The sequence below is a fragment of the Mesorhizobium sp. BHbdii genome (assembly GCF_053848045.1).
Genome location: NZ_JBSPKX010000002.1, coordinates 762,826 through 777,739 on the forward strand (window position 1 = coordinate 762,826; position 14,914 = coordinate 777,739).

The window sequence follows — 14,914 nt, forward strand, 5'->3', positions numbered from 1 at the left end:
GACAGAAAAACGGACAGGCACAATGGCTACCGAAATCCGCGTCCCCACTCTTGGCGAATCCGTCACCGAGGCGACCATCGGCAAATGGTTCAAGAAGGTGGGCGACGCGATCGCCACCGACGAGCCGCTGGTCGAGCTCGAAACCGACAAGGTAACGGTGGAAGTGCCGGCCGCGGCCGCAGGAACGCTCAGCGAAATCGCCGTCAAGGAAGGCGAGACGGTCGAGGTCGGCGCTTTGCTCGGCATGATTTCGGCGGGCGACGGGGCAAGAGCGGCAGCACCCGCGAAGGCGTCAACTTCTGAAACGAAGCAGGACGCGGTGTCGCAGGCCTCGGCGCCGACCGCCGCATCCACAGTCGAGCAAGCCGCGGCCGAGACCGCCAAGATCGCCGGCGATGCCGGACCGATCGAGGCGCGCGCGATGCCGCCGGCGCCGGCGGCGGCCAAGCTGCTGGCCGAGAGCAATCTCGCGGTCGACCAGGTCTCGGGCTCCGGCAAGCGCGGCCAGGTGCTGAAGGGCGACGTGCTCGACGCGATCGCCAGGGGCGCGCCGTCGCAACCGGCCGAGACGCCGAAGGCCCCTGCACCGGTTGCTGCCCGTGCGCCGTCCTCGGCCGACGACGCGTCGCGCGAAGAGCGCGTGCGCATGACCAAGCTGCGGCAGACCATCGCGCGCCGCCTCAAGGAAGCGCAGTCGACCGCAGCCATGCTGACCACTTTCAACGAGGTGGACATGAGCGCGGTGATGGCGCTCAGGACCAAATACAAGGATGTGTTCGAGAAGAGGCACGGCGTGAAGCTGGGCTTCATGGGCTTCTTCACCAAGGCCGTCACCCAAGCGCTGAAGGAAATCCCTTCCGTCAATGCTGAGATCGACGGCACCGACATCATCTTCAAGAACTACGCCCATATCGGCGTCGCCGTCGGCACCGAAAAGGGCCTCGTCGTGCCGGTCGTGCGCGACGCCGACCAGATGTCGATCGCCGAGATCGAGAAGGATATCGGCAGGCTGGGTGTCGCCGCGCGTGACGGCAAGCTTTCCGTGGCGGATATGCAAGGAGGCACGTTTACGATTTCTAACGGCGGCGTCTACGGCTCGCTGATGTCGACGCCGATCCTCAACGCGCCGCAGTCGGGCATTCTGGGCATGCACAAGATCCAGGAGCGGCCGGTGGTGGTCGGCGGCCAGATCGTGATCCGGCCGATGATGTATCTGGCGCTCTCCTACGATCACCGCATCGTCGACGGCAAGGAAGCGGTGACCTTCCTGGTCCGGGTCAAGGAAAGCCTGGAGGATCCGGAGCGGCTGGTGCTCGACCTCTAAGGTAGGTCGAGGTGAGCCGGAGAATGGATCTGCGCCACCGAATGAGCTCCTCTCGTTTGCGCTCCGGATTGATTTTCACGCTGTGCACGGCCGGTGTTGCGCAGACGGGATCGGCAGCCTTTGCCGCCTGTCCGCTCGAGCTCGCCGTCTATGGCGATGCCGAAAGCGCGGCCGAGATCGATTTCAGGCCGACCGGGGGATCGGCTGTCGTCACCAACACCTTCAAGATGGTGCTCGACAACGGCGTCGTACTCGACGGTATCGTCATGTGGACGGAAGGCGTGGCGCGGCCGCATGGTTCGCTGATGTACAAATGCCCGACAGGCGACGTCACCGGCGACGAGCTCGCCGCCTGCACAGTGTGGGAGGGGGTCGTCTACAGTGCTGACGAGAAGGGCAACATCGCTCTGCTGCCGGCCGAAGGCGTGGACGCGCCGAAGGCCCTGATCTTTCCCGACCTCGGGCCGTCGCTGCAGATGTCGTCCGCCTATGGCGCCAATGGCTTTTCGAAAGTGCCGTGGGACGTTTTTTCGCTGAAAGGCTGCCAGGAATGAGCGCGACGAAAAAAGTCCTGCTGGTGACCGGCGGCGGCCGCGGCATCGGCGCCGCCATCTGCCGGCTGGCAGCCAGGGCCGGCTACCGCGTGGCGGTCAACTACGCGACGAACCAAAGCGCCGCCGACGCACTGGTCGCTGAAATAGCGGCGGCAGGCGGCGAGGCTTTGGCGGTCAAGGGCGATGTCGGCGTTGAGGCCGATGTCGTGGCCATGTTCGAGGCAGTGGACCGCGCCTACGGCCGGCTCGACGCCCTTGTCAACAATGCCGGCGTCGTCGACGTCAAGGCACGCGTCGACGAGATGAGCGTCGCGCGGCTGGAGCGCATGATGCGCATCAACGTCATCGGCCCGATGCTGTGCGCCCGCGAGGCCGTGAAGCGCATGTCGAGCAGCCATGGCGGCAGGGGCGGCGCGATCGTCAACATTTCGTCCGCCGCCTCAGCGCATGGCTCGCCGGGCGAATATGTCGACTACGCGGCGTCCAAGGGCGCGATCGACACCTTCACCCTTGGCTTGGCCCGCGAGGTGGCAACCGAGGGCGTGCGCGTCAATGCCGTGCGTCCCGGCATCATCGGCACCGAGATCCATGCCTCGGGCGGCCAGCCCGACCGCGTCGAGCGGATGAAGGACATGCTGCCGATGAAACGGGCGGGCACTTCGGATGAAGTCGCGCATGCGGTTCTTTATCTTTTGTCGGACGACGCGTCCTATACGACGGGCGCGATCCTGAATGTTAGCGGCGGCCGCTGAGTGCCAGACCAGAAGGACAGTATCATGGCTTATGACGTCGTTATCATCGGATCGGGACCGGGCGGTTATGTCTGCGCCATCAAGGCGGCACAGCTCGGCCTGAAGACGGCGGTGGTCGAGAAGAACCCGACCTTCGGCGGCACCTGCCTCAATATCGGCTGCATCCCGTCCAAAGCGCTGCTGCATGCTTCCGAAATCTTTGCCGAGGCCGGTCATTCCTTCGACGCGCTCGGCGTCGAGATCGGTGCGCCAAAGCTCAATCTAGGGAAGATGATGGCGCACAAGGATGCGACCGTGTCGTCCAACGTCAACGGCGTTGCCTTCCTGTTCAAGAAGAACAAGATCGACAGCTTTCGCGGCACCGGCAAGGTCCTGTCCGCCGGCAAGGTGTCGGTGACCGGCGAGGACGGCAAGGTCGAGGAGATCGAGACCAAGAACATCGTCATCGCCACCGGCTCCGACGTCGCCGGCATTCCGGGCGTCAAGGTCGACATCGACGAGAAGGTCATCATGTCCTCCACCGGCGCGCTGTCGCTGGCCAAGGTGCCGGGCCATCTGGTGGTGGTCGGCGGCGGCGTCATCGGGCTGGAGCTCGGCTCGGTATGGGCGCGGCTCGGGGCCAAGGTGACCGTCGTCGAATTCCTCGACACCATTCTGGGCGGCATGGACGGCGAGGTTGCCAAACAGTTCCAGCGCATGCTGTCCAAGCAAGGCGTCGAGTTCAAGCTCGGCGCCAAGGTCACCGGTGTCGCCAAGGCCAAGAAGGGTGCCACCGTGACGTTCGAGCCGATCAAGGGCGGTGCGGCCGAGATCATCGAGGCCGATGCGGTGCTAATCGCGACGGGACGCCGGCCCTATTCGGACAGTCTCGGGCTGAAGAAAGCCGGTGTCGAGGTCGACGAGCGTGGCCGGGTCAAGACGGACGGCCATCTCAAGACCAATGTACCCGGCATCTACGCCATCGGCGACGTCATCGCCGGGCCGATGCTCGCGCATAAGGCCGAGGACGAGGGGGTGGCGGTGGCCGAGATCATTGCCGGGCAGGCCGGCCATGTGAACTATGAGGTGATCCCGAACGTCGTCTACACCAGTCCGGAAATCGCCTCAGTGGGAAAGACCGAAGAAGAGCTGAAGAAGGCCGGCATCGACTACAAGGCCGGAAAATTTCCGTTTAGCGCCAATGGGCGGGCGCGCGCCATGCTCCATACCGACGGCTTCGTCAAGATCCTGGCTGACAAGCAGAGCGACCGCGTGCTCGGCGTCCACATCGTCGGTTTCGGCGCCGGCGAGATGATCCACGAGGCGGCGGTGCTGATGGAGTTCGGCGGCTCGTCGGAAGATCTTGCCCGCACCTGCCACGCCCATCCGACGATGTCGGAAGCGGTGAAGGAAGCGGCACTGGCGACCTTCTTCAAGCCGATCCACATTTAGGCCTTCCCCACCTCCAGCAGCCATCTTACGGCTCAAAGCAAAACGGCCCGCTTTTCAGCGGGCCGTTCGTATTTGGAGTCAGCAGCCGATCACTGCGGGGCTGGTGCGGGCGCCGGAGCAGGCGCTGGCTCTGCAGGCGCCGGAGCAGGTGCCGGTGCAGGCGCTGGGGCTGGCTCTGCAGGTGCCGGGGCTGGCGCAGGCTCTGCCGGAGCAGGCGTCGGTTCAGCGGGCGCCGGGGCCGGCGTCGTGGCGGCCGGCGGTTCAGCAGGCGCTGGCGCTTCGTTGCTTCTTCCAAAAACATAGTAAGCGACAATAGCCAGAATAACGACAACCAGGGCAATCAGCCAGCCGGTGCTGCCGCCACCCGACCTGGGAGGGGGTGTCGGAGTGGTGTACGGGTCGTTTGGATTCGCCATAAAAGTGTCCTCCGTGGGATGAAAGGTATCAATCAACACACATCAACGCGCAATCGCCGAACAGGTTTCACGCTAGGGATCGAAACCGCCGAAAACAGGGCAATCTTCGCCGGGAATCGTTTGTCCGCACGCACTTTACTCGCAAAATTCGCAGCAATCGAGCCAAAATAAACCTTTCGACCTTCCTGTACTGAGACAAGCTTCCGTGATTCGGGAATGGCATCGCTCCGAATCACGTCTTGCCGGATTCGCAACTCAACCGTGCAACTCAATCGACGGCAGTGACGGTGTAGCCGGCCTTGCGGAAATCCTCGACCAGACCTTCCGCGCCCGGAAGGTGCAGGGCGCCGACCGCCATGAAGGCGTTGCCCTTGGCGAGGATCGGCCCGGCATGGTCGATCATCACCTTGTTGCGGCTGGTGATCATGGTTTCCTCGAAGGCGGCATAGCCCGCCGAATCGTCTTTGTCGCCGGGAAGGACGGCACGAAATAGCGGCCAGAGCATGCCGATGTCGCCGCGCTGGTAAAGCACGATCATGGTTTCGTTGACGTCGTTCACCCTGTTGCCGAGCTTCAGTATGTCGACGAGACCCTTCATGTGAAAAGCGAGCGGCAGCGAGGCCATGGCGCGAAGCTGGTCGGCGATGGTCTCCAACCCATCGACGGCTTTGCCTGAGGCTTTGGCGTCCTGCGCAAGCTTGATGTCGAGCACCGGCGTGCCGCCGGCCTGGCGGGCCAGTTCACAGGCCGGGAGCGCGACCATGGTCGACAGCATCCACGGTTTCATCTTGGCGACACTCGCCGGCGGGATGCCGCGCGAGTCGAGCGCCTTGTTCACCGCCGCCGCATCGTCCGGCGACAGCAGCGAGGACAGCGTGGTGCTGTCGGTGAACATCATCAGTTCCGGCTCTTTCAGGAACGCCGCCATCATCTTCTGCTGATCGAGCACCTCCGTGGTCTCGATGACGATAGTGTCGGCGGCGTCAAAGGCCTTTTGCGCGGCGGGCGGCAGAGTGGTCACGCGGGGGTCGGACATATGCATGGTGCCGAACAGGAAGGACGGTCTTTCGCCCGCCTTTTCCAGTTTCCACAACAGGCCCTTGCCGTTCGGTGTCGCGGCCGCTTCGGTCTCGATCTTGCGGTAGGTGGCCGGGTCGTCCTTCTGCAAGGCCGACAGCATGTCGGCGCCGGCGCAGGCCGGGGTTTCGGCCCGCGCCTTGCCGGCGGCGAGCAGCGCGATGATGAGGAAAGAAAGAAAAAACAGGACGTTGAGCGCCACGAGCAGCCTCAACGAGGCAAGGGCCGTGCGGTCGGCGATGGCAATGACGCGTTTCATGGCCCGCTTTTTAGAGACAAAGAACGGCGAAACGGTTAACCGGCGCAGCAAAATTGTCTTGGACATGGCTCCACGGCTCATATCTTGGCTGCAACTTTGCGAAATCATGCGTCGGTTACGCCCGCGGATGGGCCGCTTCATAGATTTCGAGCAGCCTCGCGGTGTCGACGCCGGTGTAAATCTGTGTCGTCGACAAGCTGGCGTGACCTAAAAGTTCCTGGATGGTGCGCAGGTCGCCGCCGCGTCCAAGCAGATGCGTGGCGAAGGAATGGCGCAAGGCGTGCGGCGTGGCGGTGTCGGGCAGATTGAGCGCCGAGCGCAGCCTGGCCATGTCGCGTTGGACGATCGCCGGGTTGAGCGGGCCGCCGCGGGCGCCGCGAAACAGCAGGCCCTTCGGGTCGAGATGATAGGGGCAAAGCCGGCGGTATTCGGCGATCGCCCGCAGCGCCACCGGCAGCACCGGCACCAGCCGCGTCTTGCCGCCCTTGCCGGTGACGCGCAGCACCGTTTCATCAGGGGACGACAGATCGGCGCCGGACAGGCCGAGCGCCTCGGAAATGCGCAGGCCCGAGCCGTAGAGCAGCGTCAGCACGGCGCCGTTGCGGGCAGCGATCCACGGTTCCTCCGCCAGCTGGCCCTCCACCGAAACGACGTGTTTCGCATCGCTTGCCGTCAGCGGCTTGGGCAGCGACTTCGGCTGCCGTGGCGCGCGCAGTGCCGCAGCACCCGCCGCATTGACGAGGCCGCGCCGCTCCAGAAAGCGCAGCAGCGAGCGGATGCCGGCCAGCCCGCGTCCGAGCGTGCGGGCGCCGGCGCCTCCGGCGCGGCGGGCGGCGAGAAAGCCGCGCAGATCGGCCGGGCGCAGATCGGCGATATCCGAAATGCCGGGCGAACCGCCGCAATGACCGGTCAGGAAGTGCAGGAACTGGCGCGTATCGCGCTCATAGGCCTCCACGGTTTCCGGCGACATCCGGCGCTCGCGCGCCAGCATCTTCAGCCAGCTTTCGCGGGCCGCCTGAAGGTCTGGTTTGGCCGGGATGAGGAATTCCTGCATTGCGCTCTTCCGATATGCCGTTCTTCCATTCTGGGCCATCTTCCGGCAGCCGGGTTAGGAAGCCGTGAAGAGCCGCGTCATTGAAATGACAAGAGGGTGGAGCTAGAGCAAGGCAAAGGATTTTTCCGATGACCAAACCGCAAAACCCCGTCCAGATGGCCGTGATCGGCGCCGCCCACGGCATCAAGGGCGAATTGCGCGTGAAGACCTTCACCGGCGATCCGCTGGCGCTGGCCGACTACGGGCCGCTCTATGCCAAGGACGGCCGCGCCTTCCAGATCGTCGACATCAGGCCGGCCAGCAACGTCGTGGTGGTGCGTTTCAAGGGCATCAGCGACCGCAACGCCGCCGAGGCGCTTGCCGGCACGGAATTGTTCGTCGACCGCTCGATGCTGCCTGACGATGGCGAAGAGGACGAATTCTATCATGCCGATCTCGTCGGGCTGGCGGTCCGGGACCATACCGGTGCTGACATCGGCAAGGTCGTCGCCGTGCATAATTTCGGCGGCGGCGACATTCTCGACGTGACGTTGGCGGGGCGCAAAGGCGTGCTGATCCCGTTCACCCAGGCCGCCGTTCCCGACGTGTCGATCAAAGAGGGCTTCGTCCGCATCGATCCGGCGGCGGCGGGCTTGATCGATGACGAAGACGGCGATGAACCCGGCCGCGACGGTTTCGACCCGAAGGGCAGGCCGCGCGGGCCCAAGGACGCCGGGGGAAACCGGTGAGTTTTTCCGCCTCGGTGCTGACGCTCTATCCCGAGATGTTTCCCGGCGCGCTCGGCCTGTCGCTGGCGGGCCGGGCGCTGGTATCAGGCACATGGTCGCTGGAAGCAATCCAGATCCGCGATTTCGCCAGCGACCGCCATCGCACCGTCGACGACACGCCGGCCGGCGGCGGCGCCGGCATGGTGATGCGCGCCGATGTGCTGGCCAGCGCCATCGACCACGCCTCGCCGGAGGGTGATCCGCGCCCGCGCCTGCTGATGAGCCCGCGTGGCAAGCCGCTGACGCAGGCCCGCGTGCGTGAACTGGCCGCCGGGCCGGGTATCGTCATCGTCTGCGGACGCTTCGAAGGCGTTGACCAGCGGGTGATTGACGCGCGTGGGCTGGAAGAGGTCTCGGTCGGCGACTTCATCCTCTCCGGCGGCGAGCCGGCGGCCCTTGTGCTGCTCGACGCTGTCGTGCGGCTGTTGCCCGGCGTGATGGGCAATGCGGTGTCGGGCGATGAAGAGAGCTTTGAAAACGGCCTGCTCGAACATCCGCACTACACGCGGCCGCAGGAATTCGAGGGCCGGCAAATCCCCGAAGTGCTGATCTCCGGCAATCATAAGAAGATCGCGGCGTGGCGGCGTGCCGAGTCGGAAAGGCTGACGAAGGAGCGGCGGCCGGACCTGTTGGCCGCTCACCCCTTGGTGAAATAGTAAAAGGCCAGGAACACGCCGACCCCGACGACGAAGCCGCGCACGGCAATTTGCGGCACGCGCCTGGCGATCCAGACGCCGGCATAGCCGCCCAGCGCGCCGCCCGGTATCATGATGATTGCCTGCCGCCAGGCGATGACATCGCCGGAGATGAAGACCAGGATGGCTACCGCCGCGATGACCACGGCCAGCATGTTCTTCAGCGCGTTCAGGCGGTGATAGTCGCCGGGCTGGGTGAGGCCGAGCGTCGCCAGCATCATAACGCCCATGCCGGCGCCGAAGAAGCCGCCATAGACGGCGGTGGCGAATTGCGCCAGGGAACCGACCAGCGAACCCACCGCGGCCTCATGCCCCGGCTTGGGCGCCGGCTTCAGCCACGGCCCGGCGGCGAACAGCGCGGTTGCCGCCAGCAGCAGCCAGGGCACCAGGACGCGGAACGACGGATTGTCGAGCGCCAGAAGGATGAGCGCGCCGGCCAGCGCGCCGAAGGCCGATATGACGCCGAGCAGCAACGCTGTGCGCCAGAAATGCTTGATGTCGGACCAGTATGCGAGCGTCGAGGTGATGTAGCCGGGAAACTGTGTCAGCGACGAGGTGGCGTTGGCGACGATCGGCGGCAAGCCGACCAGCGACATGGCGCCGAAGGTTATAAACGTCCCGCCGCCGGCTATGGCGTTCACGGCACCTGAGAGAAAGCCCGCGAAAAAGAGCAGGGCCGCATCGAGAACTGGCATGGAGGGTGTTGCCGCCGGAGGAAAGTCACGTTTTACCCGGCTTAAAAAGCTTGAGCCTTCGACGCAACCCCTGCGCTGAAAGATTGCAATGTCGGCCGGCGACCAAAAAAGACACGGCGAAGGCGTGACAAAGCGTCGAAATAGCTGTATGTGCGCGCCGAACCGGAAGAACAATCTGCCGGACCCGTCAACAATGACGGTGTAGTCGCCCCTGCCCGATGTCTCGCGACAAAGGGCATAGCCGAGCGGTCGATGGAACTGCAAGGCGAGTGCGGACGCTCTGACTGTCGGAAGAACAAGAAGTGGATTTGTAGAGATGGATATCCTCCGTCAGCTCGAGGCCGAACAGGCCGCCAAGATCGAAGCCAAGCGCAAGCTTCCCGAATTCCAGCCCGGCGATACCGTGCGTGTCCAGGTCCGCGTGACCGAAGGCACCCGCACCCGCGTCCAGGCTTATGAGGGCGTTGTCATCGCCCGCGCCGGCGCCGGTTTCCAGGAGAATTTCACCGTTCGCAAGATTTCCTACGGCGAAGGCGTGGAGCGCGTGTTCCCGGTTTTTTCGCCGATGGTCGAAGGCGTCGAGATCGTGCGCCGCGGCAAGGTGCGCCGCGCCAAGCTCTATTACCTGCGCGATCGCCGCGGCAAGTCGGCCCGTATTTCGGAAAACACCGGCGTGCGCGCCCGCAAGCTGAACGATGAGGAGCGCGATGCGCTGAACGCCGAGAAGGCCCGCATCGAGGCCGAGAAGTTGGCCGCCGCCCAGGCGCTGGCCGCCGAGAAGGCGGCGCAGGACGCCGCCGAGAAGAAGGCCGCCGACGAGGCCGCCAAGGCTGCGGAAGCGGCCGTCGCCGAATAAGGCGTCTTTAAAACCGATGTTTCGGAAAGGCGGCTTCGGCCGCCTTTTTGTTTCGCCGGATGGATTCGATCTTGCCGGGCCGCATCAGTGCGCAAACGAAACGGATCGTTTCGTAATCCCGGCGTTGAAAGCATCGGAATCCATTTTCGGGTCGAACGGCGTATCGGACCGGCTTGCAAGGTGCCTGCGGAAAGCTAAAGTCGGCGCCGGATTTCCTGCAAGCCTCGACATGTCGAGGCCGTTCAAATTTTCGGGGTGTACCATGACCAAATCGAAACTGCTGTTAGCCGGCCTGTTGGCTTTGATTCTTGCGCCCGTCGCCGCCCTGGCGCAGGCGCTGCCCGATCTCGGCGGCAAGAAGGTGGTGGTTGTGACGGAAAACGCCTATCCGCCGCTGCAGTTCATCGATGCCAAGACCGGCAAGCAGATCGGCTGGGAATATGACGCGATGAACGAGATTGCCAAGCGGCTGAATTTCCAGGTCGAATACCAGAATACCTCTTGGGATGCGATGATCCAGGCGGTTTCCGACAATCAGTACAACATCGGGATGACCGGCATCACCATCAAGGACGACCGCAAGCAGAAGGTCGATTTCTCCGACCCCTACATGCGCTCGGAACAGTTTATGCTGGTGCGTGGCGATGAGAAGCGCTTCACCGACGCCAAGACGTTCGGCGCCTTCAAGGATGGGCTGATCGGCGCACAGGCCGGCACGACGCCGTTCTACACCGCCGTCTACAGCGTGCTCGACGGCAATGAGCAGAACCCGCGCATCAAACTGTTCGAAACATTCGGCGCGACGGTGCAGGCGCTGAAGTCCGGCGACGTCGATGTCGTGCTGACCGATGGCACTGCCGGCAAGGGCTATGTCGAGGCGTCCAACGGCGGGCTGAAGCTGATCGGCGGACCGCTCGGCACCGAGGATTTCGGCTTCATCTTCCCCAAGGGCTCGGATCTGGTGAAGCCGGTCAATGCAGCGATCGCCGCACTGAAGGCCGACGGCACGCTCGACGCGCTAAACAAGAAATGGTTTCTTGATTACAAGATGGGACAGTAAAACTTTTGTCGCGCGCGTTGCGTGACGGTAGTGCGCCGGAACTCGCGCTGACTCTGCGCTCGTACACCCCCCTCTGTCCTGCCGGACATCTCCCCCTCAAGGGGGGAGATTGGATGTCGCACCGGCTTTCGCCAATTTCCAATCTTGCAGAATGGGCGGCGAGGTCAAAGCTGCCGATCTCCCCCCTTGAGGGGGAGATGCCAAGTGTTAGCGAAGAGGGCAGGCCAGAGGGGGATGGCTTGGCGCTTAGCTTCGGCAAAGCATGCTTTGCCGCTATCGGTTAAATGGCAACGCCCGCATCGTCCACGTCCAAAACCGACTTCCCGTGGTGGCTTGCCGTGGCTGCGGCGCTCGCCGTGACAGCCGCTATCTTCATCGCCGCAAGCGACCTCTATGCCCAGGTTTTCGCGACCGTCGCCAAGGGCATCGGCATCACCGTCTTCGTCACGATGGTCGCCTTCGCGCTGGCCTCGGCAATCGGGCTCGGCATTGCGCTGATGGGGCTGTCGGGATCGCGCTGGCTGCGCCAGATCGCTCGCTTCTATGTCGAGATCATCCGCGGCGTGCCGATGCTGGTGCTGTTGTTCTGGATCGCCTTCGCCGGGGCGCCAGCCTTCGTAGCGGCGTGGAACGCAGTGACCGCGCCATTGCAAAATGCGGGTCTCTTCGGAGAACTGCTGGTGCGCGACGTGTCGTTGCTGTGGCGCGCCATCATGGCGCTGACCATCGGCTACTCCGCATTCATCTCGGAGGTCTTCCGCGCCGGCATCCAGGCAGTCGAGAAGGGCCAGATCGAGGCCGCGAAGGCGCTGGGGCTGACCCGCACGCAGCGTTTCCGGCTGATCGTCTTTCCGCAGGCGATCCGCACCATCCTGCCGCCGCTCGGCAATGATTTCGTCGCCATGGTCAAGGATTCCTCGCTGGTCTCGGTGCTCGGCGTCGCCGACATCACCCAGATGGGCAAGATCTACGCCGCCGGCTCGTTCCGCTTCTTCGAAACCTATTCGATCGTCGCCTATATCTATCTTATCCTGACGGTCGGCCTTTCGCTGGCCTTGCGGGGGCTGGAGAAGCGGCTGCGCCGCCAGCATGAGCAATAGCCGGCGGGCGAAGTCGGCGCTACGATTGACCTGTCCGGTTGCAGAGGAATTGATCCATGAACATCGACAAAGCCAACGCGGCACTGGACTCCGTCTATACGGCAGATACGCCGAAAGCGCTGGCGGAGGCCTATGCCGCATGGGCTGCGACCTATGACAGCGAAACCGCCTCGCTCGGCTATCTCCTGCCGTTCCTGATCGCCGCCTGGGTGGCGCGCCATGTGCCATCAGGCGAGGGGCCGCTGCTCGACGCCGGCTGCGGCACCGGTCTGTCGGGACCGTCGCTCAAGGCGCTCGGCTATCGGGACATCGCCGGGCTCGACCTGTCGGAGGACATGCTGAAAATCGCTGGCAGCCGCCAGGCCTACAGCGAGCTGAAGCAGGCGATGCTTGGCGGTCCGCTGCCTTGGCCGGACGGCTATTTCCGCGCCTTCTTCTCGACCGGCGTGTTCACCATCAGCCACGCACCGGCGTCCGGCCTGTATGAACTGGTGCGCATCACGAAAAAGGGTGGCCAGGCCATCTTCACCGTTCGCGACCAGGTGTTCGAGAGCGGCGGTTTTCGTGATGTCTTTGCCGAACTGGAGCACGACGAAAAATGGCGGCCCATCGAGGAAAGCCCGTGGTTCCGCTGCTATGCGATTGCCGAACCCGAGGCGCTGGTCAAGACTTTCGTGTTCGAGGTGCTTTAGGGTGTGGTGATATCCGGGTGATGCCGGTCTGCAAATGGCGGCTTCCTGCGCGTCCGGTGCTCACGTACCCAAAAGTACGTTCCGCTCCGGTTCTCGGAAGCCATCATTTTCGGCTCGGCCTGACCTGGACCTCAACACACCCTATGCTGCGAGGGCAGCTAGCCCTACCGATTGCCGAAATCCGCAAAGATTGATATGAGCCACGCCATGGAACAGCTTTTTGGCGATCCGACCTACAAGGGCTTCGTGCTGCAGGACAGAAAACGCCTGCCGTCGCGATTCTCGGCGCGCGTTTCCGGCGCTCTGACCAGCCGACTTCGCTAGGCCGTGTTCGCCGGCTAGCCGGCGCTTGTCCTTTCCCATTTTCATATCGACGGATTTACGCACATGAGCGCACCTCGCACCCTCTACGACAAGATATTCGACGACCATGTCGTCGATCGCCAGGACGACGGCACCTGCCTGCTCTACATCGACCGTCATCTCGTCCATGAAGTGACCAGCCCGCAAGCCTTCGAAGGCCTGCGCATGACCGGCAGAAAGGTCCGGCATCCGGAAAAGACGCTGGCCGTGGTCGATCACAATGTGTCGACTTCGCCGGAGCGCAAGTTCGGCATCAAGAATGAGGAAAGCCGCATCCAGGTCGAGGCGCTGGCCAAGAACGCCAAGGATTTTGGCGTCGAATATTATTCCGAGAAGGATATCCGCCAGGGCATCGTCCATATCATCGGTCCTGAGCAGGGCTTCACGCTGCCCGGCATGACCATCGTCTGCGGCGACAGCCACACCTCGACGCATGGCGCTTTCGGCGCATTGGCGCACGGCATCGGCACCTCGGAAGTCGAGCATGTGCTGGCCACGCAGACGCTGATCCAGCGCAAGGCCAAGAACATGCTGGTGCGCGTTGACGGCGTATTGCCGGAGGGCGTCACCGCCAAGGACATCATATTGGCGATCATCGGCGAGATCGGCACTGCCGGCGGCACCGGCTATGTCATCGAATATGCCGGCGAGGCGATCCGCGCGCTGTCCATGGAAGGCCGCATGACCATCTGCAATATGTCGATCGAGGGCGGCGCCCGGGCCGGTCTGATCGCGCCTGACGAGACGACCTTTGCCTATGTCAAGGACAAGCCGCGCGCGCCGAAGGGCGAGGCGTGGGATGCCGCGCTCGCCTACTGGAAGACGCTGCAGTCCGACGAAGGCGCGCATTTCGACAAGGTGGTCGTGCTCGACGCGGCGAAATTGCCGCCGATCGTGTCCTGGGGCTCCTCGCCGGAGGATGTCGTCTCGGTCCAGGGCATCGTGCCGAACCCCGACGATATCACTGATGAGAACAAGCGCACCTCCAAGCAGCGCGCGCTCGACTATATGGGCCTGACGCCGGGCACCAGGATCACCGATATCGCGCTCGACCGCGTCTTCATCGGCTCCTGCACCAACGGCCGCATCGAGGATCTGCGCGCCGCCGCCAAGGTGATCGAGGGCAAGACGGTCAATCCGCGGGTCAATGCGATGATCGTGCCGGGCTCCGGTCTGGTCAAGGAGCAGGCGGAGGCTGAGGGTCTCGACAAGATCTTTGTCGCCGCCGGCTTCGACTGGCGTGAGCCGGGCTGCTCGATGTGCCTTGCCATGAATGACGATCGGCTGAAGCCGCATGAGCGCTGCGCCTCGACCTCGAACCGCAATTTCGAGGGCCGTCAGGGCTTCAAGGGCCGCACCCATCTGGTGTCGCCGGCCATGGCGGCGGCAGCGGCGATCGCCGGCCATTTCGTCGACATCCGCGAGTGGAAATAACTCAGGCTGCAACTGTCCGCATATGAGTGCATACCAGAGCCCGAACCGCGATACGGTTCGGGCTCTTTTCACGCCGGGCGCCTGACGAGTTCATGGAATTGCTCACGCCGGCCGGGTTGCTCCGCGGCGACCACCAGCGCCAGTTGGCGTTCGTCGAACAGCTTGAACCACTCGTCCCATTCAACCAGTTCGTAGCCGCCCGCGTTGGTCGGGCGTTCGGCCTGATCCTGGTCCTGATAGGCGTGCTGGCCGAAGACCAGCCTCAGCAGGGCTTGGGTCCCTGCTTCGGGCGACACGTCGACGATTGCCGGAAATCCAGCGCGCGCCGCGGCCCATGAACGAATTGCGTCGTGGTCGGTCAGCATGATCGTATCGGCCATGAAAG

At 63.9% G+C, this 14,914-nt stretch carries 15 protein-coding genes; 11 read left to right on the plus strand and 4 right to left on the minus strand.

Annotated elements, in window-relative coordinates; genetic code table 11:
• The first annotated feature begins 22 nt into the window (after nucleotides 1-22).
• Genes odhB through lpdA form a run of 4 tightly spaced genes read left to right on the plus strand, consistent with a single transcriptional unit; the run spans nucleotide 23 to nucleotide 4,061 of the window.
• The gene (gene odhB / locus ACWTU8_RS16435) at nucleotides 23-1,324 is read left to right on the plus strand and encodes a 2-oxoglutarate dehydrogenase complex dihydrolipoyllysine-residue succinyltransferase (RefSeq protein WP_455848960.1); all 1,302 of its coding nucleotides are present in this window, start codon (nucleotides 23-25) and stop codon (nucleotides 1,322-1,324) included.
• A gap of 41 nt (nucleotides 1,325-1,365) precedes the next feature.
• Nucleotides 1,366-1,878, plus strand: a complete 513-nt coding sequence (locus tag ACWTU8_RS16440; protein ID WP_455848961.1) for a hypothetical protein — start codon at nucleotides 1,366-1,368, stop codon at nucleotides 1,876-1,878.
• Nucleotides 1,875-2,630: an SDR family oxidoreductase gene (locus ACWTU8_RS16445; protein ID WP_455848962.1), complete on the plus strand. Its 756-nt coding sequence runs from the start codon at nucleotides 1,875-1,877 to the stop codon at nucleotides 2,628-2,630. The genes ACWTU8_RS16440 and ACWTU8_RS16445 overlap by 4 nt, the downstream gene beginning before the upstream one ends.
• Nucleotides 2,631-2,654: 24 nt before the next feature.
• Nucleotides 2,655-4,061 carry a dihydrolipoyl dehydrogenase gene (gene lpdA / locus ACWTU8_RS16450; RefSeq protein WP_455848963.1) on the plus strand — a complete coding sequence of 469 codons (1,407 nt, stop codon included), beginning with the start codon at nucleotides 2,655-2,657 and terminating at the stop codon, nucleotides 4,059-4,061.
• A gap of 684 nt (nucleotides 4,062-4,745) precedes the next feature.
• Here lpdA and ACWTU8_RS16455 read toward each other — a convergent pair.
• Both ACWTU8_RS16455 and ACWTU8_RS16460 read right to left on the minus strand, forming a co-directional pair.
• On the minus strand, nucleotides 4,746-5,813 hold the full coding sequence (locus ACWTU8_RS16455; protein WP_455848964.1) for a TraB/GumN family protein: 1,068 nt from the start codon (nucleotides 5,811-5,813) through the stop codon (nucleotides 4,746-4,748).
• A gap of 115 nt (nucleotides 5,814-5,928) precedes the next feature.
• Entirely contained in the window at nucleotides 5,929-6,867 is a 939-nt protein-coding gene (locus tag ACWTU8_RS16460; protein ID WP_029349363.1) for a tyrosine recombinase XerC, read from the minus strand.
• Between the two features lie 128 nt (nucleotides 6,868-6,995).
• Between ACWTU8_RS16460 and rimM the strand changes: the two genes are divergently transcribed.
• Complete coding sequence (rimM, locus tag ACWTU8_RS16465; RefSeq protein WP_455848965.1) at nucleotides 6,996-7,595, plus strand: ribosome maturation factor RimM; 600 nt, start codon at nucleotides 6,996-6,998, stop codon at nucleotides 7,593-7,595.
• Nucleotides 7,592-8,290 carry a tRNA (guanosine(37)-N1)-methyltransferase TrmD gene (gene trmD, locus ACWTU8_RS16470; RefSeq protein ID WP_455848966.1) on the plus strand — a complete coding sequence of 233 codons (699 nt, stop codon included), beginning with the start codon at nucleotides 7,592-7,594 and terminating at the stop codon, nucleotides 8,288-8,290. Before rimM ends, trmD begins: the two co-directional genes overlap by 4 nt.
• Here trmD and ACWTU8_RS16475 read toward each other — a convergent pair.
• A complete protein-coding gene (locus ACWTU8_RS16475; RefSeq protein WP_455848967.1) occupies nucleotides 8,272-9,024 on the minus strand; it encodes a sulfite exporter TauE/SafE family protein in 753 nt (250 codons plus the stop codon). The two genes, trmD and ACWTU8_RS16475, sit on opposite strands and share 19 nt — an antisense overlap.
• A gap of 316 nt (nucleotides 9,025-9,340) precedes the next feature.
• Here ACWTU8_RS16475 and rplS point away from each other — a divergent pair, with 316 nt between their 5' ends.
• The 5 genes from rplS (at nucleotide 9,341) to leuC (ending at nucleotide 14,529) form a co-directional block, all read left to right on the plus strand.
• On the plus strand, nucleotides 9,341-9,880 hold the full coding sequence (gene rplS, locus ACWTU8_RS16480) for a 50S ribosomal protein L19 (RefSeq protein ID WP_455848968.1): 540 nt from the start codon (nucleotides 9,341-9,343) through the stop codon (nucleotides 9,878-9,880).
• 262 nt (nucleotides 9,881-10,142) lie between these two features.
• Nucleotides 10,143-10,940, plus strand: a complete 798-nt coding sequence (locus ACWTU8_RS16485; RefSeq protein ID WP_455848969.1) for a transporter substrate-binding domain-containing protein — start codon at nucleotides 10,143-10,145, stop codon at nucleotides 10,938-10,940.
• A gap of 284 nt (nucleotides 10,941-11,224) precedes the next feature.
• Nucleotides 11,225-12,040, plus strand: a complete 816-nt coding sequence (locus tag ACWTU8_RS16490) for an amino acid ABC transporter permease (protein WP_455848970.1) — start codon at nucleotides 11,225-11,227, stop codon at nucleotides 12,038-12,040.
• Between the two features lie 56 nt (nucleotides 12,041-12,096).
• Nucleotides 12,097-12,732, plus strand: a complete 636-nt coding sequence (locus tag ACWTU8_RS16495; protein ID WP_455848971.1) for a class I SAM-dependent DNA methyltransferase — start codon at nucleotides 12,097-12,099, stop codon at nucleotides 12,730-12,732.
• 387 nt (nucleotides 12,733-13,119) lie between these two features.
• Nucleotides 13,120-14,529: a 3-isopropylmalate dehydratase large subunit gene (gene leuC, locus ACWTU8_RS16500; protein ID WP_029349344.1), complete on the plus strand. Its 1,410-nt coding sequence runs from the start codon at nucleotides 13,120-13,122 to the stop codon at nucleotides 14,527-14,529.
• A gap of 68 nt (nucleotides 14,530-14,597) precedes the next feature.
• Here leuC and ACWTU8_RS16505 read toward each other — a convergent pair whose 3' ends face one another.
• Nucleotides 14,598-14,909 carry a hypothetical protein gene (locus ACWTU8_RS16505; RefSeq protein ID WP_029349343.1) on the minus strand — a complete coding sequence of 104 codons (312 nt, stop codon included), beginning with the start codon at nucleotides 14,907-14,909 and terminating at the stop codon, nucleotides 14,598-14,600.
• Between the last annotated feature and the right edge of the window lie 5 nt (nucleotides 14,910-14,914).